This window comes from Pseudoflavonifractor sp. MSJ-37 (assembly GCF_018917965.1).
Taxonomy (GTDB): Bacteria; Bacillota; Clostridia; order Oscillospirales; family Oscillospiraceae; genus Pseudoflavonifractor_A.
Window position 1 is genome coordinate 11,881 of record NZ_JAHLPP010000005.1, and the last position, 25,105, is coordinate 36,985.

Annotated in this window: 19 protein-coding genes; 8 read left to right on the forward strand and 11 right to left on the reverse strand. The window is 58.8% G+C overall.

The genetic code is table 11. The features are described 5' to 3' along the window. Nucleotides 1-10: 10 nt before the first annotated feature. From lepB to KQI12_RS09895, 4 genes are read right to left on the reverse strand one after another with little or no spacing between them, the layout of a single operon-like run. On the reverse strand, nt 11-574 hold the full coding sequence (gene lepB, locus KQI12_RS09880) for a signal peptidase I (RefSeq protein WP_216572957.1): 564 nt from the start codon (nt 572-574) through the stop codon (nt 11-13). After that, entirely contained in the window at nt 574-2,823 is a 2,250-nt protein-coding gene (locus KQI12_RS09885; RefSeq protein WP_216572959.1) for an ATP-binding protein, read from the reverse strand. The genes lepB and KQI12_RS09885 overlap by 1 nt, the downstream gene beginning before the upstream one ends. After that, complete coding sequence (locus KQI12_RS09890; protein ID WP_216572961.1) at nt 2,820-3,914, reverse strand: DNA repair exonuclease; 1,095 nt, start codon at nt 3,912-3,914, stop codon at nt 2,820-2,822. The genes KQI12_RS09885 and KQI12_RS09890 overlap by 4 nt, the downstream gene beginning before the upstream one ends. 48 nt (nt 3,915-3,962) lie before the next feature. Continuing rightward, the gene (locus KQI12_RS09895; protein WP_216572962.1) at nt 3,963-4,700 is read right to left on the reverse strand and encodes an ATP-binding protein; all 738 of its coding nucleotides are present in this window, start codon (nt 4,698-4,700) and stop codon (nt 3,963-3,965) included. Nucleotides 4,701-4,967: 267 nt separating this feature from the next. Between KQI12_RS09895 and rplM the strand changes: the two genes are divergently transcribed. The 6 genes from rplM (at nt 4,968) to KQI12_RS09925 (ending at nt 10,102) form a co-directional block, all read left to right on the forward strand. Next, a complete protein-coding gene (rplM, locus tag KQI12_RS09900) occupies nt 4,968-5,399 on the forward strand; it encodes a 50S ribosomal protein L13 (RefSeq protein ID WP_216572964.1) in 432 nt (143 codons plus the stop codon). Nucleotides 5,400-5,416: 17 nt separating this feature from the next. Further along, entirely contained in the window at nt 5,417-5,821 is a 405-nt protein-coding gene (rpsI, locus tag KQI12_RS09905) for a 30S ribosomal protein S9 (protein WP_216572966.1), read from the forward strand. Between the two features lie 236 nt (nt 5,822-6,057). After that, nucleotides 6,058-7,524 carry a primase C-terminal domain-containing protein gene (locus tag KQI12_RS09910; RefSeq protein WP_216572968.1) on the forward strand — a complete coding sequence of 489 codons (1,467 nt, stop codon included), beginning with the start codon at nt 6,058-6,060 and terminating at the stop codon, nt 7,522-7,524. Between the two features lie 156 nt (nt 7,525-7,680). Further along, nucleotides 7,681-8,292 carry a recombinase family protein gene (locus KQI12_RS09915; RefSeq protein ID WP_216572969.1) on the forward strand — a complete coding sequence of 204 codons (612 nt, stop codon included), beginning with the start codon at nt 7,681-7,683 and terminating at the stop codon, nt 8,290-8,292. Between the two features lie 101 nt (nt 8,293-8,393). Further along, nucleotides 8,394-9,347, forward strand: coding sequence for a hypothetical protein (locus tag KQI12_RS09920; RefSeq protein WP_216572971.1), 954 nt, complete (start codon nt 8,394-8,396; stop codon nt 9,345-9,347). Further along, nucleotides 9,344-10,102 carry a hypothetical protein gene (locus KQI12_RS09925; protein ID WP_216572975.1) on the forward strand — a complete coding sequence of 253 codons (759 nt, stop codon included), beginning with the start codon at nt 9,344-9,346 and terminating at the stop codon, nt 10,100-10,102. Before KQI12_RS09920 ends, KQI12_RS09925 begins: the two co-directional genes overlap by 4 nt. A 72-nt stretch (nt 10,103-10,174) precedes the next feature. Here KQI12_RS09925 and KQI12_RS09930 read toward each other — a convergent pair whose 3' ends face one another. Beyond that, nucleotides 10,175-10,588: a hypothetical protein gene (locus KQI12_RS09930; RefSeq protein ID WP_216572977.1), complete on the reverse strand. Its 414-nt coding sequence runs from the start codon at nt 10,586-10,588 to the stop codon at nt 10,175-10,177. 97 nt (nt 10,589-10,685) lie between these two features. Between KQI12_RS09930 and KQI12_RS12810 the strand changes: the two genes are divergently transcribed. Continuing rightward, entirely contained in the window at nt 10,686-15,410 is a 4,725-nt protein-coding gene (locus KQI12_RS12810) for an S-layer homology domain-containing protein (protein ID WP_216572978.1), read from the forward strand. Between the two features lie 146 nt (nt 15,411-15,556). On the opposite strand, the gene KQI12_RS09940 is transcribed toward KQI12_RS12810, so the two are convergent. Continuing rightward, complete coding sequence (locus KQI12_RS09940) at nt 15,557-17,719, reverse strand: response regulator (protein ID WP_253290986.1); 2,163 nt, start codon at nt 17,717-17,719, stop codon at nt 15,557-15,559. Between the two features lie 48 nt (nt 17,720-17,767). Here KQI12_RS09940 and KQI12_RS12530 point away from each other — a divergent pair, with 48 nt between their 5' ends. Next, nucleotides 17,768-18,496 carry a hypothetical protein gene (locus KQI12_RS12530; RefSeq protein ID WP_253290988.1) on the forward strand — a complete coding sequence of 243 codons (729 nt, stop codon included), beginning with the start codon at nt 17,768-17,770 and terminating at the stop codon, nt 18,494-18,496. A gap of 18 nt (nt 18,497-18,514) precedes the next feature. On the opposite strand, the gene KQI12_RS09945 is transcribed toward KQI12_RS12530, so the two are convergent. From KQI12_RS09945 to KQI12_RS09965, 5 genes are all read right to left on the reverse strand, one after another. Further along, entirely contained in the window at nt 18,515-20,338 is a 1,824-nt protein-coding gene (locus KQI12_RS09945) for an extracellular solute-binding protein (RefSeq protein WP_371818011.1), read from the reverse strand. Nucleotides 20,339-21,147: 809 nt separating this feature from the next. Further along, nucleotides 21,148-21,960, reverse strand: coding sequence for an HAD-IIA family hydrolase (locus tag KQI12_RS09950; RefSeq protein WP_253290989.1), 813 nt, complete (start codon nt 21,958-21,960; stop codon nt 21,148-21,150). 188 nt (nt 21,961-22,148) lie between these two features. Further along, nucleotides 22,149-22,856, reverse strand: coding sequence for a metallophosphoesterase (locus KQI12_RS09955; RefSeq protein ID WP_216572984.1), 708 nt, complete (start codon nt 22,854-22,856; stop codon nt 22,149-22,151). Beyond that, the gene (locus tag KQI12_RS09960; protein WP_216572986.1) at nt 22,853-23,899 is read right to left on the reverse strand and encodes a hypothetical protein; all 1,047 of its coding nucleotides are present in this window, start codon (nt 23,897-23,899) and stop codon (nt 22,853-22,855) included. Before KQI12_RS09960 ends, KQI12_RS09955 begins: the two co-directional genes overlap by 4 nt. An 83-nt stretch (nt 23,900-23,982) precedes the next feature. Further along, nucleotides 23,983-24,915, reverse strand: coding sequence for a WYL domain-containing protein (locus KQI12_RS09965; protein ID WP_216572987.1), 933 nt, complete (start codon nt 24,913-24,915; stop codon nt 23,983-23,985). Nucleotides 24,916-25,105: the final 190 nt, after the last annotated feature.

Genomic DNA, 25,105 nt, shown 5'->3' on the forward strand with positions numbered 1-25,105 from the left:
GTTCTGTCCTTCACCCGATGGGGCCGAAGTGCCCCGCCGGCAGGAGGATCCATTCCGCCTTGCCCAGGATGTACCGGACGTCCACCGGCCCCAGCCGCTCGTCCCGGCTGTCGGCAGAGTGCTCCCGGTTGTCCCCCATGACGAAGACGCTCCCCTCAGGGACCGTCAGATCCGTGAGGGTCTCCGTCGTCCCGGCCGGCCAGCGCATGGGGCTGTCCAGATAGGGCTCCTCCAGCACCGCCCCATCCACGGAGACGGTGCCGCTGTCATAGTCGATCTGGACCCGCTGGCCCGCCACGGCCACCACCCGCTTCACGATGGGACCGGACACGGTGCCGAAGGGTTTGGTGAGCACCACCACATCCCCCTGGGCGGGCGTATAGCCCAGGCTCCGCAGGAGGATCGTATCCCCGTCCCGGAGGGTGGGCTCCATGGAGATGCCCTCCACCCCCACCACGCGGCCCACGAAGGTGAACAGCGCCACCAGCAGGAGCAGGGCCGCCGTCAGGGCCTGGAGCCAGGTATACAGATCCAGCTTCAGCGCCTGGGCCGCCGTGCGCTTCCCCTCGCCCATCAGCCCTGCTCCGGGCCGGGGAGCGTGCCCCGGTGGACGTCGAAGGCGTCCTCCAGATAGCGGCTCTCTCTGCTGTGGCAGGTGAAGAGCACGATCTGCCGCTCCCGGCCCATGGCCCGGAGCAGGTCCAGAGCCAGCGCCATGCGGCCGTCGTCGAAGTCGGTGAGGGCATCGTCCAGCACCAGGGGCGCCGGGTCCTCCTCCGGGAGGGCCAATTCACATACTGCCAGCCGCACCGCCAGATAGAGCTGGTCCGCCGCGCCCCGGGAGAGAGTCAGCACCCGCCGGGGCGTCATGCCCCGGGCCTCCTCGGCCATGGCCTCGAAGTCCCGGGTCAGCAGGACTTTGTCATATCGTCCGCCGGTGAGCTGTTCCATCAGCTCGCCGGCCCGCTGGTTCAGCGCGGGGGCAAAGCGGGCCCGTAGGTCCCGGTCAGCCTCCTGGAGCACCTCCAGCGCCATCCCGATGGCCTCATGCTCCTGTCTCCGACGCTCCAGCTCCTCTTGGAGCTTCTCCTGGGCCGCGCGGGTCTCCGCCGGGTCGCCCAGCGTCTTGAGCTCGCCCTGGGCCATGGCCACCACGCCCCGCAGACGGCCGATCTCGTTCTCCACCGCGCTGAGCCGCACGGCGGTATAGGTCCCGTCATAGCGGGGCGTCAGGCTGGGATCCGCCGCCGGGCCCTCCTGAGGCCGGGGCAGACGCTGGAGCATCTTCTCCGCGCTCTCCCGCTGGAGGGCGGCCTGGCCCAGCTTCTCCTGGAGGAACAGAGCCTTGGAGATCGCCGCGGACAGGGTGAAGGCATCCCTGGCCGTGGGCGCGAAGCCCTGGACCATCCCGGTGACCCGGCCCCGGAGCTGGTCGCGCTGGTTCATCAGGTCGATCTGCTCCTGCTCGGCCCGTTCCCGGTCCCGCTGGGCATCCTTGGCCTTGTCCCAGCCCTCCCGGCACCGCCGGGCCAGCTCCAGGATGTCCTCGGCCTCGTCCACGCCGTACCAGTCCAAGAGCTCGTCCCGGCGTTCCCGGATACCGGCGGCTCTCTTCCGCCGGCCGGCGCTGAGGATCAGCAGGATCAGGCCCGCCAGTCCCAGCACCGCGGTGCCGGCGAACGCGATCGGCGTGAACAGCACGCCGCACACCGCCGCACCGCCCGCCGCCAGTAGGCTCACCAGCCCGCCGGCCAGCAGGCCGCCGGACCGGGGCTCCGGCCGGTCCACCTCGTCCGCGTCCTCGTTGGCCTTCTCCCAGGCCTCGTCCGGTCCCATGCCGGCGAAGAGGGGATCGTTGGCGGCCTCCCGGGCCTCGTTGGCCCGCTCGATGGCGGCCTCATAGTCCCGTTCGGCCTGCTTGAGCTTCTGCTCCACTCCCCGGAGGGCATTGAGCTCATCCTGAGTCCTGCGCAGAGCCTCCCGCTCCGGCGGGACTCCGTCCTTCTCCAGCTCGGTGCGATACTTGTCCTCCAGGGCCCTGGCCTGGGCCAGCTCGTCGGAGGCCTGCTGCCAGGCGGTCCGCTTCTTGTCCTCCGCGGCGGCCTTGTGCCATTCCAGCTCCGCCGACAGGGTGTCCCGCTCCCGCTGGAGGCCGTCCATGGCGAGCAGCGCCTCCTGCGCGGTCCGGTGCGCCTTGTCCTGCTGGACGGCGGCCTGCTCCAGCTCCGCCAGCTTCCCCTCCAGCTCCGGGATGAGACCGGTCTTGTTGTGGCGGCGGCGGTTCTGCCAGTCCTTCAGACGGCGCTCCACCTGAGAGAAGGCCACGTCCTCCTCGCCGGAGGACACCAGCGCGGCGATCCGCTTCTCCAAAGCCGGAGCCCCGTCCACGGCGGCGGCGCCCTGCCCCACGAAGGCGGAGCGCTCGAACACCTCCCGGGGCGCGCCGATCAGGGTCTCGCCCACGTTCTCCGCAGTCAGTTCCGGCACGGCCTCGCCGGTGTCCAGATCGATGGCCTCGAAGCGGCCGAAGGGCGTGGACTTGTTCTGGCCCCGCAGGAGGGCGATCCGGCGGCCCTTCCACTCGATCTCCATGCGGCCCTCCATAGCGGCGCCGCTCCAGGGCTGATAGCGGTTCTTCTCCGCGATGGAGCCCTGCTTGTCCCGTTCCTTGGTGGGGATGCCGTAGAGCATGGCCCGGATGAAGGCCGACCAGGTGGATTTGCCCGACTCGTTGGGGGCCTGGATGATGTTGAGGCCGTCTCCCAGCTCCAGAGTCTCGTTCTGGAGACGGCCGAAGGCAGCGGTCATACGTATGATCTTCATTGGGGATCCTCCCGACTTTCCAGCGCTGACAGACCGAAGCGGACGGCCCGCTCCACAGCCAGACGGGCCTCCTCATCCGGGGCCTCCTCCATCCGGCGGCGCATCCCCCGCAGGAACAGCCCGGTCAGCGTGTCCTCCTCCATCCGGTCCCACAGGTCCCGCCGGATGTGGGTCCGGTCCCGGAGGGATACATTGTAATAGTGGGGACGGGCCAGGGCCTCCAGCTTCTCCAGCGCCAGCGGCTCCGCGCCCCGCTCGCCCGTGAGCACGATCCGGCACAGGTCCGGGCTCTCGTCCTCCGGCAGGGCGGCGGTCAGGGCCGCCTCCGGGTCCTGGCCGGTGACGTCCACCTCCCGGATCAGATACCGGCGGCCGCACAGAGGCACGAAGCGCATCCGCGCCTCGCCCTTCCCGACGGTGCCGCAGAGGACGCCCTTGTCGCCCAGCTCGTCGAAGCCCCGTCCCTCCGGGCAGCCGGGCCAGGCCCAGACCGTGCGGCCCGCCCGCTGGGGACCGATCCGCCCGTGGATATGGCCCAGAGCGGCGTAGTCCAGTCCACTGGCCGCCAGGTCCTCCTCAGTGATGGGCCCATACTGGCTGTTAGGCGTGCCGTCGGCATGGAGGACCAGCAGATGGATCTTCCCGTCGTTTGGCACCTGGAAGCCCGCCAGGGCCCGGTCCTCCCGGTGGGGCGCGGTGAAAGCGGCCCCGTGGACCACACACCCCAGCTCCGGCAGCTCCACCGTCTCGATCTGAGGTTCCGTGAAGATATGTACGTTGTCCGGCCACACCAGTCCCGCATAGGGGGACCGGGCGGACCAGAGATCATGGTTGCCCGGGGCGATGAACACCTGCGCCTTCATGGAGCCCAGGGCTTTCTCCAGGGCCTCCAGCGTCTCGCTGTAGACCTGCCGCCCGTCGAACAGGTCACCGGACAGGAGGACCAGGTCGGCCCGCTCCTCCTCCGCCAGCCGGGCCAGGCGGAAGAGGAGCTCCCGCTGTTCCTCCCGACGCTGGGCGGCCTGCTCCGGCGGCAGGGCATGGAAAGGGGCGTCCAGATGGAAGTCCGCCCCGTGTATCACGTTCAGCATGATCAAGTTCCCTCTTTTCGTCCCCCGATATGGCGGGACGTTCTTCTTTTATCCGAGCGGAGGCATCCGGCGGTGCTCCACCGGGCCCCACTCAGGCAGAGGCAGGCGCTGCATGGCGCCGAACACCCGGCTCTTCAGGTCCGGCCAGCGTTCGCTCAGCTCCCGGATCAGCTCCTTGACCTCCTGCCGCTTGGTATAGCCGTCGGCGGGGCAGGGGTTGAACAGGACCGGCAGGCCCTCCCGCTCCGCCACATTGCGGATGTGGCCCTCCCCACAGTAGAGGAGAGGCCGGATCTGGGTGATCTCCGTCCGGTCCAGCCAGGTCACCGGCTGGAAGCAGGACAGCCGCCCCTCATAGAAAAGGGACAGGAAGAACGTCTCCACCGCGTCGTCGAAATGGTGCCCCAGCGCGATCTTGTGGAGCCCCCGCTCCTTCATGGCGCTGTGGAGGGCCCCCCGGCGCATCTTGGCGCACATGGAGCAGGGGTTCTTCTCCTTCCGCACGTCGAACACCACATGGGCGATCTCGGTGGGGATCACCGTGTAGGGCACGCCGATCTTCACGCAGTAGTCCACCACCGGCGCGAAGTCCATGCCTGTGCCCATGTCCAGCGTCAGGGCCTCCACGGTGAAGCGCTTGGGGTAGAACTCCCGCAGGCGGGCCAGAGCCGTGAGGAGGACCAGAGAGTCCTTCCCGCCGGAGACGCCCACGGCCACCCGGTCCCCGGTCTGTATCATGTCGTAGTCCTCCACACAGCGGCGGACATAGGACAATATCTTATCCATATGCTCCCTCCCGGAACGGATCCGCAACTTTTCCGCTGTTTCAAAACAAAAATCGAAATCGAGCTTTCGTGAGCTTGAACGAGTATGGAAGCGAAAAAACGAGGATCCAGCTTTCTAAATAAAAACCGGTCAAAAATGCCTTGACAGCGGCAAACGGCTGTAATATAATACACACTGCTCCGCCGATAGAGTCTATTCTACACGCGGGGCATGTGTTCTGTAAAGCCAAATTTATCATAGAGCTTAAAAGCAATTGGAGGTTTCACCATGTCCACTTTTATGGCAAACAAGGGAAACATCGTCCGCAAGTGGTATATCCTCGATGCGGCCGGTAAGCCCCTGGGCAAGACCGCCGCTGCCGCCGCTGTCCTGCTGCGCGGCAAGCACAAGCCCGAGTATACTCCCCATGCCGACTGCGGCGATTTCGTCGTCATCATCAACGCTGAGAAGGCTGTCCTGACCGGCAAGAAGGGCGAGCAGAAGTTCTACCGCACCCATTCCGGCTATCCCGGCGGCCTGAAGGAGACCAAGTACCGCCTGCTGATGCAGGAGAAGCCTGAGCTGGCCATGAAGCTGGCCATCCGCGGCATGATGCCCCGCAACATCGTGACCAAGGACAGCCTGACCCGCCTGCACATCTACCGCGGCGCGGAGCATCAGCAGACCGCTCAGAAGCCCGAGTCCTGGGCTTTCAACTAAGCAGGAGGTAATCGAGAATGTATAAGAGCAAGAAGCCTTACCTGTACGGCACCGGCCGCCGTAAGTCCTCCGTGGCCCGTGTCCACCTGTTCCCCAACGGCACCGGCTCCATCACCATCAATGGCCGCGACATCGACGAGTACTTCGGCCTGGAGACCCTGAAGCTCCTGGTCCGTCAGCCTCTGGCCACCACCGACCTGCTGGGCAAGGTGGACATCGTCGCTACCGTCACCGGCGGCGGCGTGACCGGCCAGGCCGGCGCCATCCGTCACGGTCTGTCCCGCGCCCTGCTGGCCATGGATCCTGAGTACCGCGCCGCTCTGAAGAGCGCCGGCTTCCTGACCCGCGATCCTCGTATGAAGGAGCGCAAGAAGTACGGTCTGAAGGCCGCCCGTCGCGCGCCTCAGTTCAGCAAGCGCTGATTTATCTGGTTTACAAGCCTCAAACCCGGGAATCCCAAGGATTCCCGGGTTTTCTTGTTTGTAGACAGCCGCTGCCAGTCATTGCCGTTTTCTGTCACACGCAGACACGGAAATGAGATAAAAAGAGTTAATAAATGAGTTAAATCTAGGCAGCTCCTGTTTCTTGCATGAAGAATCCCGGTGTAATCGTGTATCCGCGATTGCACCGGGATTCTTTTGACGCAAGGAGGAGCCTTATGGCCGTTTGGACCGCAGAAGAAAAACAGAATTTCCGCAATGCGCACCCCTGCATTATGCCCGTGTGCCAACCTAACCATAATAGTCCGCATGCTGATTTAAAGGCCTACTTTGATAATCTTTTCAACGCAGACCATAGTGAGTACAAGGGTATGGTCACCGTCGCTACAATTAAAGAGGGAGCCCCCACACCTACAATTGTTGCCGTGGTCCCCGCTGCAGAAATGGGAACATGGGCAAGCAAAATGCATGTTTCTCCCCGTACGAACTATTATTATAGTAAGGCACAGCATCGCGGCAGTGCCACTTGGGGTATGGATGGCGCATTCTGCTATAATGCTATCTATGTGGATATTGATGCTCATAATGCAGATTGCATTGATGGAGATACCACCATCAATGCAATCTGCTATGCCCTCCCCGATGAGGGCATCCCCACGCCCAATGTTGTGGAACTGAGTGGCAGGGGCTATCATTTGATATGGTATGCTGAGCAGATTGCGGCATCATTAAACTGGATGGTAGAAGCGGTTTCTGCCCATTTTGCCCAGACGATTCAAGGACTGCTTAACGCAAATGGGTATTGTGTGGATACCAGCTACGCCCGCAATATCGCAGGTCTAACACGCATTCCTGGCACCCGTAACACTGCCAGTGGTACTTATTCCAGCTATCAAATACTTCACCACAGCCGTCTGGATATTCCAAAGGCTTTCGACTCTATTCCCCATTATAAATCGAATGCTTACTCTATATCATCAACAAACGCCACTACATCTAAGCGTTTGGAAGCACTGCTGCGTCTTCACATTGTTCGTCCCATTCAAGTTTCCCAGCGTGATGTATACTGTCTACACCTTTTTTCTGCAGCTCAATATGCGGGTATGTCTAATCAGGATGCCTTGGCGTTGGTTCAATCGGTAAATCATTCTTTTGATGTTCCTCTATCTGAGCGAGAGGTTGAATGTTACTTGTCTTCTGCTGCTCGCAAGCACTACAAGTTTACTTTATCTAGAGTAATATCTGATCTAGATATTGCTCTATCTGAGCAGGAAGCTATTGGCTTGCATACAAGGGGGAAAAGGGACAGCAACCGCGCACGCAATGCCCGGGTTGCAGCCAAACGACAAAAACGCGACCGTGTAATCATGCGGCTACATTTACTCGGCTTGTCTCCCACCGCCATCGCTGAGAAAATCAAACATGCCTATAATACTATTCGTTCCGTTATCCGCAAATATACGAATCGTCTGAGTGAAATCTTCTCTGAAAAAGAGTTGCATAATATCCGCAAGCAGCGAATTCGTGCGGCAGTCGCTGCTTTGAAAGCTACTTTTCAAAAATCGAAGCCATATATATTATGCTTATATGTGGCTCTCTCTGCCAAATGCTGTCTCAATGTGTCCAGTCGCGTGTTTCTGGCCCTTGGCAATACAGACACTCTCATCAAACCACCCGGGATATAGTCCTTCGCTTCCATCGTTCTACCTATTACTATCCACAAAAGTACACTTTTGCGGATAGATTTGTTGCGGATATTTTCGTATTCGTAAAGCTCTAAAAATATTTTGTGAACATATTCACCACCCGAAACAACATTTGTGAACAGAAAGGGGTTAAATATGGACAGCCGAACCTACTACTATGCCCGTGTGTCCACCAAGGGGCAAAACTTGGACAGGCAGCTTTCTGCGTTCCGGTCTCTGGGGGCACAGGAGCGAGAAATCATCACCGACAAGGAAAGCGGCAAGGACTTGGACCGTGTAGGGTATCAGGCTTTGAAGAGCACCATTCTCCGCCGGGGTGATACACTGGTTGTAAAATCCTTAGACCGCCTTTCCCGCAATAAGTCTGATATTTACAATGAACTGCGCTATTTCAAAGAACAGGGCATCCGTCTGAAGGTCATCGACCTGCCTACGACCATGATGGACTTGCCGGAAGGTCAGGAATGGGTCTTTGAGATGGTCAATAATATTTTGATCGAAGTGCTTGGCACGATTGCGGAGCAGGAGCGTATCACCATCAAGCAGCGGCAGGCGGAAGGTATTGCTGCTGCCCGAGAAAATGGGAGGAAATTCGGCCGCCCCATTTTAGTTCGGCCTGAAAACTGGAACTCGTTTTATAACGCTTGGCAGCGTGGTGACATTACAGCGAAGAAAGCGATGGAATTGACCAACCTGAAGCGGACCAGTTTCTATAAATTGGCCGCAAAGGAGCGTCAAACATTCTGAACTTCAGGCAGTCACAGAATATAACTCAAAAATTTGACTTATAACATAGTTGATGTTATAATTCTAAAAATCAAGTTACATTCTAAACTGGAGGGGTTGCTATGCACGACGATCTATTGGAACCTCTGCTGCATATCCCATGTACTGTTGTTCCCTATGAAGATGCTGCACACCTGCCGCTTTACCTGCGTGGCAGCTATGATTTCTACGAAATAAAGACCGAACATACTACTTTTCTGGCTGCACAGCCTATCGAGAATATCCCCCTGCCCACCCTGCGAAAGCACTGGGCCGCACTGACGAAGCAGAGCGGTCTGACCTGTGCGTTTTACTTTGACACCTTGCAGCCGTATAAAAAAGAAAAGCTGGTGGAGGGCGGTATCCCATTCATATTAGGCACAACAGAGGTATTTCTTCCATTTTTGGGCGTAGCTCTATCCGCACAGGCACGGGAACTGCCGGAAAAAAAGTTGGAATGCTCCATGCTGACGCAGAAGTTTTTATTGATTGCGATCTATCAACAGATCCGCAGTGCCAGCGCCGCTCAAATGGCCAACCTGCTGGGCGTCAGCCGGATGTCCGGGACGCGGTGTATGGATGAAGTCGAAGGCTTATTCCCGACTCTCATCCAAAAGAACGGGCGGCGGCGCGTATTCGCTTGGGATGGCGAATGGAAGGCGTATTGGATACTCATAAGACCTAGCCTACGGAATCCCGTTGTTCGGGAATACCGCTTGGATGAGCCTCTGAACTTGTCTCTGCCCTTCAGCGGCATCAGCGCAGTCTGCCATTATTCCATGCTGGACGAAGGGCATACCCGTGTCTATGGAATGACAAAAAAGATGGCGGCAGACAGGAAGCTATCCACGCAGCCACAGGTCCCCTCCGATGAGATTCCCGTAGCCATCGTCCAAGTCCTGGGCTATGAATTGCCCTTCCAGAACTACAATGCGGTTGACCCTTTGACTGCCATTCTATCCCTCACACCGGAGGAACAAAAAGACCCCCGGGTAGAGGGAGCCATTCAAGAGATAGAGGCGAACTACTTGCCATGAAAGGGATCTCTGTATTTCGCAACTACTTTCAGGACTTCCAAGACCAATATGTCCTGATTGGCGGCGCCGCCTGCGACCTGATTTTTGAGGCGCAGGACACTGCCTTCCGTGCCACTAAGGACTTGGACATCGTCCTTCTGGTGGAAACTCTGACCCCGGACTTTGGCCGCAAATTCTGGGATCTCATCAAAGCCGGCGGATATGAGCACCGAGCAAAAAGCAGCGGCACCCCGCAGTTTTACCGCTTTGACCGTCCGACCCAGCCGGAATTTCCCTATATGCTGGAGTTGTTTTCCCGAAAGGGCGATATTTTTGAGAATGAAACGGTAGGTCCGTGCGTCCCGATTCCCTTGGGTGATGAAGTCTCCAGTCTGTCCGCTATCCTGCTGAACGAAGATTATTACACTCTGCTCCTCCAAGGTCGAACGGAAATCGACGGTGTTTCTATCCTCTCGCCCCAGTATTTGATTCCCTTCAAGGCAAAGGCGTGGCTCGACCTGAGCACCCGGAAACAGCAGGGCGAGCAGGTGGATGAAAAAGACATCCGCAAGCACAAAAACGATGTCGCCCGTCTGACCTCGCTGCTGACCGGTGAGGAACGCTGTCCGCTCCCGCCCGCCATTCAGCGAGAGATGCAGGCATTTCTCGCGCATTTGGAGGAATCCCCTGTTGATGTCAAGAACCTGCATTTGCGGGGCGTACATAATGAAGACATTCTTCAGGTGTTACGCAGTGTGTACCTGCCTGAAATCTAATCATTGGAAAATTCAAACCGCAGATGCTGGCAAATGTCAGTAGCTGCAGTTAGGGATTATCGAAAGCAACGATTATTTTTGAGTGACATCCTCAAGCGGTACTAACAGAAAGGCCACACAGCTGACTACAATGTCGGCTGTGTGGCCTTTTTCAAAGAACTTGAAGAAACCATACGCATCAATAAAGGAAACGGTTTTATGCGTCAGGTTCAAAAGGAATCGAATATGCTCCGAAGTATAGCTAAAAGCAAACTGCTTCCAGAGCTTTCCAAACTCAGAAACACTGTGAACAAGAAGTCCGCAGAAGCGGTTATTACAGAGCTTGATCTTTTTCATAAAAATACGCCCGAAAGCGCAAAAAAGTCTTGCACCGTACATCGATGTACGGTGTATGATATCATCATATAGGACACGGGCAGACATGCAGGCGTTTTCAGGCTCCCACGTTTGTCTGCCCACAGCGGTCGAGGAGAGATCGTTCGACAAAGGGGGGCCCCCCTTTGTCCTCCGTATACGGAGGACAAACCTTCTCTGCTCGGCCGGTGGAGAATCGAGAGACATGAAATACAGGAGGTAAGATGCGGTGAAGAAAAAAATCTTGAGTCTCTTCCTCGCGCTGACCCTGTGCCTGTCGCTGCTGCCCACGGCGGCGCTGGCGGAGGGTGCGCAGGAACTGACGCCGGAGCCGGGGCAGAGCGAGCCTGTTTCAGAGGAACTCGAACAAGACATGGAGAGCCCCGACGCGGAGGCGGACCCCTCTGCCAAGGATGAACAGGAGAGAGCTTTCCAAGAGACATCTGCCCCGCTGGCGGTGGCAAATGGCATCGCCGCGTACAGCGGCGAGACCGAGCACACCGCTCACGACATCTGCGGCGATGAAAGCTGTTCCGACCACGGCGGGAAGGATGCGACGTGGATAGCCATCAGCGATGGATATGAACTGTTTTATGCGGGGACGCGTGGCGGGGATAGCAGCAGCCCCCGTGAGATACTTGGCACCGCGGATAAACCCTGTTATTGCTATCTGACGGAAGATATCGAACTGCTTAGTGATAGCTGGACGCCTTTTGAGTACGTAGTGCTCTGTCTGAACGGCCACACTATCAAGGGCCCGAGTAGTAGCGATCCCGTCATCACCGTTACCAAAGAAAAAAGCAAGACGTTCACGCTCTGCGACTGCGGCGGCGGCCAGATCATCCAGCAGAGCACGAATAGCGGCGGCGTGAAGGTAGACGGCGGCACATTCGATCTGTACGGCGGCACCATCACCAGAGAAGCAAGAGATAGCGCAAACACGAACGGCGTGCATGTGAGCGGCGGCACGTTCGATATGTACGGCGGCACCATCCGCGGCAACCTCTCCGCCGGCAAGGGCGGCGGCGTGTATGTGTCCGGCGGCGTGTTCAACATGACCGGCGGCAGCATCACCAAAAACTGCGCGGGCGGCATCCCCGAGAATGGCGGCGGCGTGTATGTGTACAAAGGCACGTTCAACATGACCGGTGGCAGCATCACCGACAACTATCCGGCCGGACACGGCAGCAATGGTGGCGGCGTGTATGTGGCCAAAGATGGCGCGTTCACCATGAGCGGCGGCAGCATCAGTGGAAACAGAGTCGCTGCCACAGGGGGAAATGGTGACACACAAGAGCTCGGCGGCTCCGGCGGCGGCGTGTATGTGTCCGGCGGCACGTTCGAGATGACCGGCGGCACGATCTCCGGCAACACGGCCAACGATCCAAACAGCAAGGGCAACGGCGGCGGCGTGTATGTGGCCAGCGGCACGTTCACGGTCTCCGGCAGCGCAAAAATCACCGATAACAAGGTAGGAAAAACGGTAGCCACGGCAACAACGGCAAACAACGTCTATCTGCCCAGCGGCAAGACCATCACCGTCGGCGGCGAGCTGAAGTCCGGCGCGCGCATCGGCGTGACCGGTCTCGTAGAGAACGCTGTCGTCGCCAATGTGGCGGAGGGCGTGACGCTGACCGATGCCGACGCGGCGAAATTCGTCAGCGACGACGGCAAATATGAAGGCAAGCTCAACGGGAACACCGTGGTACTGGGGGAAAGATCCGCTCACTCCCACCCCATCTGCGGCAAGACCTGCGCCGACGGCACGCACACCGCCCCCCTGACCTGGACGAGCGTTGACAGTCTGGGGGATATCAAAGGCAACGGCAACTACTATCTGACGCAGGATGTGACGATCAGCAAAACATGGACGTGCGTTTATGATGTGAAGCTCTGCCTGAACGGCTACAGCATCACGGCGGGCGGCAATTTTGACGCCATCAAAGTCGACGAAGGCAAAACGTTCACCCTGACCGACTGCAACGGCAGCAATGGCTCGAAGAAATTCACGAAAGACCGCACCGGCCTGTGGGTGCAGAACACCAACGGAGAAATCATCGTCCCCGGCGGCGTCATCACCCACAAAAGCAACAAGAGTAGCGGCGGTGTGGAGGTGCGCAGCGGTACGTTCACCATGTACGGCGGCACCATCTGCGGCAACAGCAACTTCGATGGCGGCGGCGTGTATGTGTACAGCGGCAGCACGTTCAATATGTACGGTGGTAAGGTCGCCGGTAACATGGCTACCAACAACGCCGGCAACGGCGGCGGTGTGTATGTCGGCGGCGCGTTCAACATGAGCGGCGACGCGGCCATCTCCAACAACACCGCCAGCAGCTACGGCGGCGGCGTGTATGTGGGTCAAAAGGCCTCTATGACTGTTTCCGGAAGCGTGCAGATCAAGGATAACTGGAAAAACGGCTCACTGAGCAGCGAAGGCAACGCCAACAACCTCTATCTGTTCAGCGGTAGTAACGGAAAGGACCCGAAAACCGTCACCATCGGCAAGGGCGGTCTGACCGGTGCCAGCATCGGCGTGACCACGGCTAGTGAGCCCTCGAGCGGCAAGATCCAAATCGCCACCAGTGCGCCGACGGATCAGGACTACACCAAATTCTTCACCCCGGACGTGACGGACAAGGGCTACACGATCACCCAGGAGGACGGAAACCTCTACCTCAGCACACACCAGCACGACTGGGAGTATGCGGTGAGTGCGGACGATACGACCATCGTTGCTACGTGCAAAGGCACAGACTGCACCAGCAAAAACGGCGGCAGGGTGGTCATCTGCAAGCCGGAACATGAAGTCTACGGCGATGGCAAGTCTGCGGACGCCAAGTCGACAACGTACGATTGGATCGCGGGCGATGTAAGCGGCATCACCTATAAAAAATATGTAGGGGACGCTCCCCCTCTCTCCGCCGCCCCCACCGACGCCGGTAAGTACACCGCCAGCATCACCGTAGGCGATAAGACCGCCTATGTGGACTATACCATCGACAAAGCCACCCCGCAGGCGAGCGACTTCACCTTTGCCGCTCCGTCTCCCCTGGCCTACGACGGCACCGACAAGGTCGCATCGGTCACTTCCGCCAAGACCGGCATGGGCAGCTTCACGGTCAAGTACTATCCGAGCGGTACGACAGAAGCTCCCAAGAATGTGGGCACCTACACCGTCAAGATCACCGTAGGCGAGGGTTCAAACTACAAAGCTGCCGAAACCGAACTGACGGCGAATGACTGGACGTTTGCCATCGAGAAGGGAGACTACCGTGTCTCCCTGACCCCCAAGATCGTGACCATCGTCAAGGGCCGCGCCACGGCGCAGACCGGTACCCTGACGGCGGCGGACTTCTTCCCGGCTGGACAGATGCCTGATGACGCCGCGATCGCCAGCGTGGCCCCCGGCAGTGGCACGATGATGGAAGGCGTGACCGTGGACGCTGCTACGCACGTTCTGAAATACCGCAGCAAAACGAACATCACCACCACGGCAGATGATGAGACCTACACCGTCACCATCGCCACCACGAACTACGAGGACATCACAGCGACGCTGACGTTCCGTCCCTCGGATAAGGAGACCGTGACCATTTCCGGCCTGACTTATGCCGACAAGACCTATGACGGTCAGCCCATCGCCCCTGCTGGTACGCTGACCGTTTCCGGCGACAAGGTCCCGGTCAGTGGACTGGAAGTAAACTATGAAGGCACTGGCAGCACGGTCTACGACAGCGTGGTCGCGCCCAAGAACGCCGGCACCTACAAGGTGACGTACAAGGTCGCGGACAGCAACGAGAGCTATATCGGCGAGGCGGTATATCCCTTTACGATTTCTCCGAAGGCAGTCACTGTCGCGCCTAAGAACGTGTCCATCACCAAAGGTGCCGCTATCCCCGCTTTTGAGTTGGCCTACGACGGCTTGGTCGCGGGCGAGATGCTGACGCCGAGTACCGCGCCTGCGTTCACCTGTTTTGAGAGCGATGGCACTACGGCTGTCAACACCAGCACAGCGGCTGGTACTTACACCATCACCTGGACGAATGCCGAGAGTACGACATTTGCTGACGGCAACTACAACGTGGCCAAGGCCACTATCGGCGCCCTGACCATCGCTGGCCGCTCCACTTCCTCCTCCGGCGGCGGTGGTGGCGGCGGCGGCTCCTCGACTCCGACCTACCCTGTGGCCGCTCCCAGCAAGGTGGAGAACGGCGCCGTGACCGTCAGCCCCAGGAACGCCTCCAGGGGCAGTACCGTGACCATCACCGTCCAGCCCGAGGACGGCTTCCAGCTGACTGGCCTCACCGTGACCGACAAGGACGGCAACGAGCGGAAGCTGACCGACAAGGGCGGCGGCAAGTACACCTTCACCATGCCCGGGAGCAAGGTCGAGATCAAGGCCGTCTTCGCCCCGGAGGTCGAGACCAGCCCCTTCGCCGATGTGGCGGCCGATGCCTACTACTATGAGGCGGTCAAGTGGGCGAAGGAACAGGGCATCACCGGCGGCACCGGCAAGGGCCTCTTTGGGTCGGACCAGCCCTGCACCCGCGCCCAGATCGTCACCTTCCTGTGGCGCGCGGCGGGCGCGCCTGAGCCGAAGGCCGCGGGCCCCTTCCGCGATGTCGTCTCCGGCAGTTACTATGAGAAGGCAGTCGCGTGGGCCATCGAGAACGGCATCACCGCCGGCGCCAGCGCCACGGCCTTCCGTCCGGACGCCCCCTGCACCCGTGCGCAGGCCGTCACCTTCCTGGCCCGCGCGGCCAAGGCCGCCGCTTCCGGCAGTGTCGGCTTCCGCGATGTACCGGATCACGCTTACTATGCGGAAGCGGTCAAATGGGCCGCGGACAACGGCATCACCAGCGGCATCGGCAAGGACCGCTTCGGTCCTGACGCCCACTGCACGAGAGCGCAGATCGTGACCTTCCTGTGGAGACTGTACGCAGGCAAATGACCGGCAACCACGATATCCATGCAAAGAAGCTCCCCCAGCCACAGCAACGTGGCCGGGGGAGCTTTTTCATCGCTTTCGATCGGCTGGATGCCCCGTACCTGTACGTAAGGAAGCAGAGCCGGACGGAACGCTGGGAGGGGCCGTGCTTACCCGGCAAGATGGCTGCTGAGCGCGGCGATCAGCTCCTCGATGTCGATGGGCTTGGACAGGAAGCCGTTCATGCCGCATTCCAGCGCGTTCTTCCGGTCCTCCTCGAAGGCGTTGGCCGTCATGGCAAGGATCGGGATCTTCGCCAGTGCAGGGTCAGACAGCGCCCGGATCTGTCTGGCGGCCTCTCCGCCGTCCATAAGGGGCATCTGCACGTCCATCAGCACCAGATCGTAGTCTCCGGGCTTGGACTCCTTGATCTTTTCCACGGCTTCCACGCCGTTTTCCGCCGTATCCACCACGAAGCCGTATTTGCTGAGGATCTCCACGGCGATCTCCCGGTTCAGCTCGTTGTCCTCCGCCAGCAGGATGTGCTTGCCGCGGAGATCCGGACTGCCGCCGGAGAGGATGCTGTCGTCGTTCTCCGTCCGGCTCTGACCCAGAGCCGTCAGCAGGGTCTCCCGCAGGTCGGACATGAACATGGGCTTGGAGCAGAACGCCGTGACGCCGGCGGCCTTGGCCTCCACCTCGATATCCGACCAGTCATAGGCCGTCAGGATGATGATGGGGGTCCCGTCCCCCAGACTGCGGATCTGGCGGGTCACTTCAATGCCGTTCATATCCGGCAGACGCCAGTCGATGATATAGGCGTGGAACGCATCCCCCAGCTCCATGGACTGCCGGGCCCGGAGGACGGCCTCCTTGCCAGAGAGCGTCCACTCCGAGCGCATCCCCACCCGGACCAGCATTTTGGTCACGCTGTCGCAGGTGTTGAAATCGTCATCCACCACTAGGGCCTTCAGGCCCTCCAGCTCCGCGATCCGCTCCGCGCGGTGGTGCTCCGGCTGGACGCGCAGCGCCACACGGATGATAAACTCGGTGCCCTTGCCCGGCTCTGTCCGGATCTCGATGGTGCCGCCCATCATATCCACGATATTCTTGGTGATGGCCATGCCCAGACCGGTGCCCTGGATCCGGCTCACGGTGGAGCTCCGCTCCCGCTCAAAGGGATCGAAGATCTTTTTCGCGAACTCCGGGCTCATGCCGATGCCGTTATCCTTGACCCGGATCTCATACTGCTCCCGGCCCTTCCGGGTCCCCGGAAACTGTCTGAGCCGGACGGAGACCGTTCCGCCCGCCGGGGTGAACTTGATGGCGTTGGACAGCAGATTCAGCAGCACCTGGTTCAGCCGCGTCTTGTCGCAATAGACGTCCTCATCGGTGACGTCCATGGCGTCCATATAAAGCTCCAGCTGCTTTGCGTAGATCTGCCCGCTGACGATGGTCTTTAAGTCATGCAGGACATCGGACAGGTTGACCTCCGTCTCCTCCAGATGGATCTTGCCGCTTTCGATGCGGCTCATATCCAGGATGTCATTGATGAGGGAGAGCAGATGGCTGCCGGAGGCCAGGATCTTGCTCAGATAGTCCTGGACCCGCTCCTTGTCATCCATATTGCTCACCGCCAGCGTGGTGAAGCCGATGATGGCGTTCATAGGCGTGCGGATATCATGGGACATATTGGAAAGGAACGTGCTCTTGGCCCGGTTGGCGGTCTCCGCGGCGCGGACAGCCTCCGAAAGGGCCTGATTGATCTTCTTGTCGGCAGTCCGGTCCGACAAGACCAGAATGTACTTCGTTCTGCCCTCCACGTCGCTGCTCATTGCAATGCTATGGAACCAACGGTGCTCCCCGCTCTTCTGATGCACGTATTCCTCGTCCCATTCCCGCTGTTCCCCGTTCTGCATCCCGACCAAATAATTTTTATCGGCGTCCGGATGAGCCTTCGGGTGCAGCTTGGACAGCACATGAACGTCCGCACGAATTTCCTCCACGGAAATTCCCAGCAGCTTTTCCACGTTCGGGCTGACATAATCCGCCCGAGCCGTTTGGGCGTCCAGCATCAGGAACACATCGTCCACGTTCATGGAGAGCTTCATGAACAGCTCATCCCGGTACAGGATCTCCGTGTCCTTCCGTCTCAGACTGATTTTGCTCCGGCGCAGGATCGTCACGATGATGAGCCCGGCTGCCGCGGCTAAAACGATGCTCACGATCGCGATGGTGCTGGTTTGCAGCGCATGGATGCTCTCGTTGACGATCGCCGCCGGGACCAGGCCCACCATCGTCCAATCCTGAATGCCCACGCTTTCATAGGTCATGTAGTATGGATCGCCATCTAACTCCACGAGCCGGCTGCCGCGGTCTCCTTGCTCGAGATCCTCGGACAGCGCCTGGATCCCCTTTTCGGTGATGTCGGAATGCTCCCGCAAAAGCGCGAAGAAATTGTAGTACGTCTCTTTTTGATGTACCTCACGGTCGATGATGATCCTGCCGTCGGAATGGATCACATAGCGGCTGGCATTTTCCTGAAAGGAGGAAATGTCCAATCCCTTGATGATGTCCTCGTTAAAAAAAGCGATCGCGATGGCATCGTATCCAAAGTCCCGATATTCCCCGTGGGCTACCGTGCTGGCAAATACCAACAGCTGCGGTCTGCCCGGCAGAGTGGCATTCATCACCATGTCTTCCCCTTGGGAAATAAATTCCCCCGGATCTCCCTGCAAGCCAAGGTATCCCGTCTCCCCCGCCGGGGTCATGTAATTGCCCTCGGCAGAAAGGAAATAGAATTCGGTCGCTCCGGTCTCCTGCCGGACCGCCTCAACATACTTCTGAACGTCCTCCTCATCGGAACGATCCCGCACCGTGGTCGTCCACATGCGCAGATAGGCCAGGTTTTTTTCCACGACCTCGTTCAGCATATTGTTGGATTGATGGAGTATCTCCGACAAATGGGACGTGCTTTCGTCATAGATGGTCCGAGAGACGAATCGAAAGTACCAAACGCCGCTCGAGACAAGGACGACAAGCAAGATGACAGCCGCCGCCAAAGCATGGATCGTTTTTCTCCCGCCGAGGCGTTGACCTTTGATCTTTGAATTCGTTTCGTCCATCGTTTACCTCAAAGTGATATATTTTTCGGGCGCCGCGAGGGGCGCCGTGTGACCCTCGGTGACGTACTGCGTCCAATCCGTTCTCACCGATGCGCTGCTCTCTGCAAACGGACGGCTTTCGTCCGCAAGGAAGTGCGCCATGCATTTCGGGGCGGCAAGACAGGTGACGGTGAATACATCATCATCCCGCACCGCTTTTCCGTCCTTCGTCAGGGCGGTCAGCGTGTATGCCCCGTTGTTTTCCGTCACTTCCATGGCGATCCCGCTGACGATGGGCAGAGAGCCGGCATTGAACGGCACCAGACCGCCCTCATATCCCGCCACAAAGGCTTGCACGGTCTCCTTCAGCTCCCCGCCGGTCATTTCCCGGCTGTAAGCTCTCAAGTCGTTGGGCATGACCATTTGACCGGCCATTTTTTTGGTATACTCCGCTTTCCGCACATTTCCCGTAAAGCTGTCGCCCGCGGCGATCAGCACATCGGTCCCATAGCAGCCGCGCAGGGAATTTGCCATCACGGAATAGGCGGCATTTCCGCCCTCGTTTTCGAACACATTGGAGTACGTTCGTTCCGGCGTCAAAACCACGTCTTCCTCGCTTTCCTCCGTCTGACGCAGCAAGCTGTCGAACGCCTTGTAAGCCTGCTCCCCATCGTATGTTCCCGCGATCATTTTGGAGACCACTTCTTTAGAGGCGGAAAAGAACGCATTGGAGGCGATGCGGATGTACATGTGGTTCTCCTCCACCACCGGTCTGACATCGCTCAGATATTCGGTAAAGCGGAGGGGCACGTCCTGACTGTAGCTCAATGTATCCTGCCCGTCGCAGACGATGTTCTGGGCCTCTGCCGACAGCATCACCTTCAGCACCCTCATGGCCTTTTCCCGGCGCGCCTCATCCTGTTCCAGCTCCCGGTTCAGCGCCACCTGAAAATACGGTGTGGTCACGATCCACTTCTCCCCGTTCTGATCGAAGAACGGCTGGAATATCGCGTCGATGCCCTGCTCCCGGAACATTTTTACGCCGGCAGAAGAGCCGAAGTACATGGCGACCTGTCCGTTTTGAAACAGCTCGGTCACCGCGTCATAGTTGTTGTTCAAGTCCTCCGCGGTGAGATGAGTATCCTGAATGAACTGCTCCATGCGTTCAAAGACCCCCGGCCAAACGGTATCGTCCAGCCCCACCGGCTCATCATTGCGCGGGTCGCTGTAAGCGGTGCGCCACTTCCGCCCCGCCGAAGAGGCAAGCTCCCCGGCAGACACGCCCTGCAAGGTTTCCATGCAGGTGTAGTCATACATGTAATCCGCCGTAAACCCGCGGATCCCCACTTCCTCAAATGCCTCGCAAGCGGAGACAAAGCTGTCGTAATCCGTGGGCAGGGGGATATCATACTGCTCGAACAATCCCCGGTCAACAATAATTCCATGGGCGTCCGCGCTGACCGGCAGCCAGTTTACGCTGCCGTCCTCATTCATGAAGCTGTTCAGATAGGTATTGTAAACAGCGCCAGCCTCATTCGTCGTGGACAAGTCCAGCAGGCTGTCTTTCAGCGGACTTGCATCGTGGAGAGAAAATCGGCAACAGGTGATCACATCCGGCAGCCCGTCGTTTTCATTGAGGAATTTGTAGAAGTCCAGATCGTTGTTTCCCACCACAAATTCAATATTCACGTCCGGAAGCTGGGCCTGGACGTAGGGGGCGTACTTGTCATACAGGTTCGTGGTCCACAAATACACCCGGATGGGTCCCCCCTCATCCTTCGCGGTCCTCCCGGCGCAGCCTGCCAGGAGGGAAACGCTCATCGCCAGCGTCAGCAGCAACGCAGCCATACGTCCCCATGCTCTTTCTCTCATAGGCCATCGTCCCTTCAAAAAATTCAGTTCTATCCCGCTCATTTCTGCCTTCAAAAAAAACACCTTCAGGAGGTGGAGCACCCACATCCGAACGTGTTTTGTTCTCAAGCTATCCGATTTTGGACACCGCAAGCACGCAGAGAGGTCTCTGCGCCGCTTTGATCGATCCTGCCGTCAATAGCTCCACGCCTGTCAGCTCCTGCGTTTCAAAGATCCGCAAAGCGGCCGGACCCAGCAAAAAATGACGGCGGCCCGTCGTCGGCTGGCTGACCCGGCGGCTCCCTTTCGCTTTGCACCTGTTTTGCCTGCGATCTACTTATAAAAAATAATAACACAGCCTTGCGCGGTTGACAAGAGCTCGTTCAGAAATACATAAGATCAGGCCAATGTCTCAGAAGCTCCGAGACATCGACCGCATTTCCGTCCCGCGCTTCTTTTACCGGACCATAAAAAAAGCCCGGAGCCTCCAATGAGGCTCCGAGCCCAGACTGTCAAAAAAGTCATTTCGCCCGTTGAGTGATGCAGGAGCCTCGCAGAGTTCCGTCACCCGCAGGTGACGGAATAAAATATAAGGCGTTTTTTCTGAGGACATGTGCCTCAGAAAAAACTCTTCTCAGGCCGCTAGTGTGCGAGCATAGCGAGTGCGCGCGGCGGCCTGCATCCCATCGAAGAAATGCTGGTTCGTTCTTTGCGAAGAACGAACCAGCATTTCTGAGAAGCGTGTCGAACTTGTTCGACACGCTGAGCCCGGAGCCTCCAATGAGGCTCCGGACCGCATTTCTCGATCAGGAGCATGCCTCCTGCCCGGCTTTGTGGGCCAGCACTGGGATATCTCCCACGCCGTTCAAGATCAGACTGGGCCGGTACGCATAGGTGTCCACTGTCGCCCGTGTGGACACGCCGGAGAGGACCAGGACCGTTGACATGCCGCTCTCCAAACCGGAGATCACATCCGTGTCCATCCGGTCGCCCACCATCACCGCCTCCGCAGAGTGACAACCCAGCAGACGCAGGCCGGTGCGCATCATCAGGGGGTTGGGCTTGCCGCAGAAATAGGCCTGCTTGCCGGTGGCCATCTCGATCGGCGCCACCAGCGCCCGGCAGGCCGGGGCGATTCCGTTCTCGATTGGACCGGACACATCCGAGTTGGCCCCGATGAGCTTGGCTCCAGCCATCACCAGGTTGGTCGCCTTGGTCAGGGTATCCAGGGAATACGTACGCCCCTCGCCCATCACCACATAGTCCGGGTCCACATCGTTCATGGTGAGGCCCGCATCGTAGAGCGCGTTCAGCAGTCCCGCCTCGCCGATCGCGAACACGGAGCATCCGGGGGCCTGCTCCTTCAAGAACGCGGCGGTAGCCAGCGCGCTGGTATAGAAGTGCTCCTCCGGGACATCCAACCCCATGCGCGCCAGCTTCTGCTTCAGCTCTCTGGGCGTGTATCCGCTGTTGTTGGTCAGGAAGAGGTACTCCTTCTTCTCCTCCTGAAGCCACTGGATGAACTCCGGCACGCCCGGCAAGATCCGGTTGCCGTGATAGATCACACCGTCCATATCGCAGAGGAAGCCCTTTTTGCTGTTGAGATCGACCCGGTCCATAAACATACCACCTTTCGCTTGGGCCAACTATAGCACGTTTTCCGCCGCAGTGCTATGGTATCCCGGAAACTTTTCCCGCTTTACACGGGGCATACGATCCCCGCCCATCCCCTTGCCGCCGGGGCTGGCTTGTTTTCCAGGCCTTTCGGCTTGGGGCGTCCAGACCCCAGTCTATCCTTCCAGCTCCGTTATACATACCGCTCTTCCAGTGTGTCCAGACACAAACAGCCCAGTCTGCCGTCATACCCACAGCCGCAATCGATCGCGATCTGGTTCCCCCGGCGCAGGATCTCGTCCGATATGGGCTCTCCCATCTGTTCCCGCAGCAGTCGGGTGGGCGTGTGTCCGTAGATCAGGTATTTGTCCGGCCAGATCTCCGCGGCCGGGTCTGGCCGGCCAAGCAGGAAGTCCAGCAGTTCGTAGTCCTCCAGCGGCTTGTCCGGCTCAAAATGATCCAGCCCCGCGTGGGTGAGGACGAAGCTCCTGCCGCCGGCCTCCACCTCCAGATAGAGCTCCATATCACGCAGATAGTCGAGCACTTCCTCCCGCTCGTCCGGCGATATCTCCCGAAGGCCCCGGAGGGTCGGCCCGCCGCCGTTTTGGAGCCATTCCGACAGCGCCGCGATGTCCCTGCCGTCCAGCGCGGCCAGGCTCTCATCCGTGATCTCCCGCAGCAGCTTCGGGATGCACAGCGCCGCATTCAGCTCGTGGTTGCCGAGGAGCGGGACCACATTGGGGTGCTGGAGCATCTCCCGCAAAATCCGGATGCCGTCCTCCCCACGGTCGATCACATCTCCGAGCACGATCAGCTCGTCATCCGGCTTCAGGTCCAGCGCGGCCAAAAGGGCCCGCCACTTGTCATAGCGCCCATGGATATCGGAACAGACATAGATCATGGGACCTCCTTACTGCGCTTCTCATATTCTTTTGCGATCAGCGCGCCTCGCTTTTGGATCCCTTTGGCCGCGTTTTCAAAGAACTGCTTGAAGTGTTTGTCTTCTTTCGGCTCGGCAACACCAGTAAAGTGTCCCTCCCAAAGCTCTTTCGGAGGACTGCCGGGTTTTTTATCATTCTCCAAGAACGGCTGCATGAAATACTGTTCGACGAACCCCTCCCAAGTCTTGAAGCGTTCCAGCCACGATTTGCATTCTTCTGCGTTGTTCGAAGTCTTCTCACCATGGACCAGTAGCCACTCCAGACTATACGTTTGGGTGGACGCTTCGTTCTTGCGATCATCCCCACTTTTCCTCTGATAATAATTGTAAATACACATAAGTGCCAGATCCCAGTAATCCTTCGAAGGTCCACTCCCTCTGCTTTGGAATGCGGAAGGAGCAGGAATGAAGTTTCCGATGGTATATACGACTTCCATAAAGTCCGTGATATATGAAGGGAACTGGACCCCTGTGTAATTGTCCGGATCGCTCAATACGATATACCATGGCGAGTCCTCTGGGCGTTGCCATTTCCCATTTTTCGCTTTCCCACATAATACGCTTTCTTTTAGATATGTATCGGCATATCGGCGTACAAACTCATTCAGTGTCGTCTGCCACGAATTCATGGTATCGCCGCGGAAGCGGGACCGAATCCCATTCTTTTCGATTTCGATCACAAATTCATATCCATGGTTCCATTTGATCTCGCCGTCCGGGACCATCGTTTTCTGGAAGATCGTATTGGTGAATTTCGACGCGTCGTAATCGAAATCGAACCACTCCCTCTGAGCCCACTTTTTCCCGATCGCAGTTTTGACCAGGATGTCATTTGGCTCTCTAATTGGCCTTCTAAGATATTCCAGCTCTCTCTCGAATCGTTCCTTCCCAATCGCGACAATATCGTTCAGCTCATACATCCGCACATCGAACGCGCCCAGTTCCCTCGCTTCCAGCAGTTCCCGGATCTTCCCGCCCGGATCCACCCGACTATCCTTCGCCATCTGTCCCGCTTCCTTTCTCTGTCATCTATCATAGATATACCACGCAGAGGCACGATAATTATCCGCATCTCAAAAAGTTCCCGTCAACGATCCGCAAAATACGCCTCGAGATCGCGTTTCAGGTCTTCCTCCACCGCCCGAGCGATGTCCTCCGGCTCCAGCACACGCACGCGGTCGAGATAGCGCCGGACGAAACACTGGATGGCATAGGGCAGACATTCGACTTCGACCACCAGCTGCTCGTCCGTCTCCGTGCCGCCCACCGGCCGCCAGGCGTCGCCGAAGGTGTCCTGCAAAAATGTCAGGCTGGCGTTCGGCTTCCCTCTGATCTTTTTGACCAGCAGGCGGATGTGCCGCGGTGTCTCTCCCCGCTCATAGGACATATAAAGGTGAGAACGCAGATAGTCCTCCGACCTGATCCTATTGATGTGGAACTCACGCGCTTCCCTGTCCGAGGCCGAGCAGGTCGTCTCTTCCTCCCGGATGAGCGACATCAGGTCGATCCGGAAATGCGCCGCGTCCCATCGCCCGGGGAACGATCCGATCAGGTAATAGTGCCCATAGGCCCGTATGATCCTCACGGGCAGGATATGGGTCAACTGACTCTCCGTCGGGTGGAGCTGATGGTCCGAGCCATAGCCGCTGAACCGGAACGAGAGGCGGTATTCCCTGTTCCGCCGATCGCGATCCTTCCGGATGGTCTGTTCGATCGTCCGGATGTTCTCCTGAAGCTCCTCGGGCAGCTCCGGCTGGTAATAATAGTCATACTGATAGAGGCGTCCCTTTTGGGACGTACTGCAACGGATCTCGCCCGGCCCGGGGTAGTAGTCTATCAGATCGTTCAGGATGTCCTTGACGGAATCCCGGCTGGTATGGATGCCGTGCTCCGTCTCCAGACGTTCCACCAGCTTGGCGATCGAAATGGGGCCGCTCCGGCTCGTGCTGTCCTTCAGGATCCCCAGCACCTTGAGTGTCGTGCGCCGTGTGCCGGTCCGGCCGCGTTTTCCATCTCCCATGAGGCCCGCTCCTTTCCAAGTCGTCTTTCCTGTCACCCATTATAGCATCTCCCCGCCTCCGGCGGAAAGGCCCCCGGCGCCCGGACCGCCCTGTTTTCTAGGCCTCTCGGCTTTTCTCAATTGCTTTTTCCATGGGATCGGTGTAAAATGATGGGCGATCGTGTTTCCCCGATCTCACTGTGAAAGGAGC

Coding starts and splice junctions, on each gene's coding strand:
- KQI12_RS09890 (WP_216572961.1), bottom strand. CDS start 3,914: ATGCTGAACGTGATACACGGGGCGGACTTCCATCTGGACGCCCCTTTC.
- KQI12_RS09895 (WP_216572962.1), bottom strand. CDS start 4,700: ATGGATAAGATATTGTCCTATGTCCGCCGCTGTGTGGAGGACTACGAC.
- KQI12_RS09960 (WP_216572986.1), bottom strand. CDS start 23,899: ATGGCGAAGGATAGTCGGGTGGATCCGGGCGGGAAGATCCGGGAACTG.
- rpsI (WP_216572966.1), top strand. CDS start 5,417: ATGTATAAGAGCAAGAAGCCTTACCTGTACGGCACCGGCCGCCGTAAG.
- KQI12_RS09965 (WP_216572987.1), bottom strand. CDS start 24,915: ATGGGAGATGGAAAACGCGGCCGGACCGGCACACGGCGCACGACACTC.
- KQI12_RS09915 (WP_216572969.1), top strand. CDS start 7,681: ATGGACAGCCGAACCTACTACTATGCCCGTGTGTCCACCAAGGGGCAA.
- KQI12_RS09955 (WP_216572984.1), bottom strand. CDS start 22,856: ATGATCTATGTCTGTTCCGATATCCATGGGCGCTATGACAAGTGGCGG.
- KQI12_RS09940 (WP_253290986.1), bottom strand. CDS start 17,719: ATGACCTATGAAAGCGTGGGCATTCAGGATTGGACGATGGTGGGCCTG.
- KQI12_RS09920 (WP_216572971.1), top strand. CDS start 8,394: ATGCACGACGATCTATTGGAACCTCTGCTGCATATCCCATGTACTGTT.
- KQI12_RS09950 (WP_253290989.1), bottom strand. CDS start 21,960: ATGGACCGGGTCGATCTCAACAGCAAAAAGGGCTTCCTCTGCGATATG.
- lepB (WP_216572957.1), bottom strand. CDS start 574: ATGGGCGAGGGGAAGCGCACGGCGGCCCAGGCGCTGAAGCTGGATCTG.
- KQI12_RS09945 (WP_371818011.1), bottom strand. CDS start 20,338: ATGGCTGCGTTGCTGCTGACGCTGGCGATGAGCGTTTCCCTCCTGGCA.
- KQI12_RS09885 (WP_216572959.1), bottom strand. CDS start 2,823: ATGAAGATCATACGTATGACCGCTGCCTTCGGCCGTCTCCAGAACGAG.
- rplM (WP_216572964.1), top strand. CDS start 4,968: ATGTCCACTTTTATGGCAAACAAGGGAAACATCGTCCGCAAGTGGTAT.
- KQI12_RS09925 (WP_216572975.1), top strand. CDS start 9,344: ATGAAAGGGATCTCTGTATTTCGCAACTACTTTCAGGACTTCCAAGAC.
- KQI12_RS09910 (WP_216572968.1), top strand. CDS start 6,058: ATGGCCGTTTGGACCGCAGAAGAAAAACAGAATTTCCGCAATGCGCAC.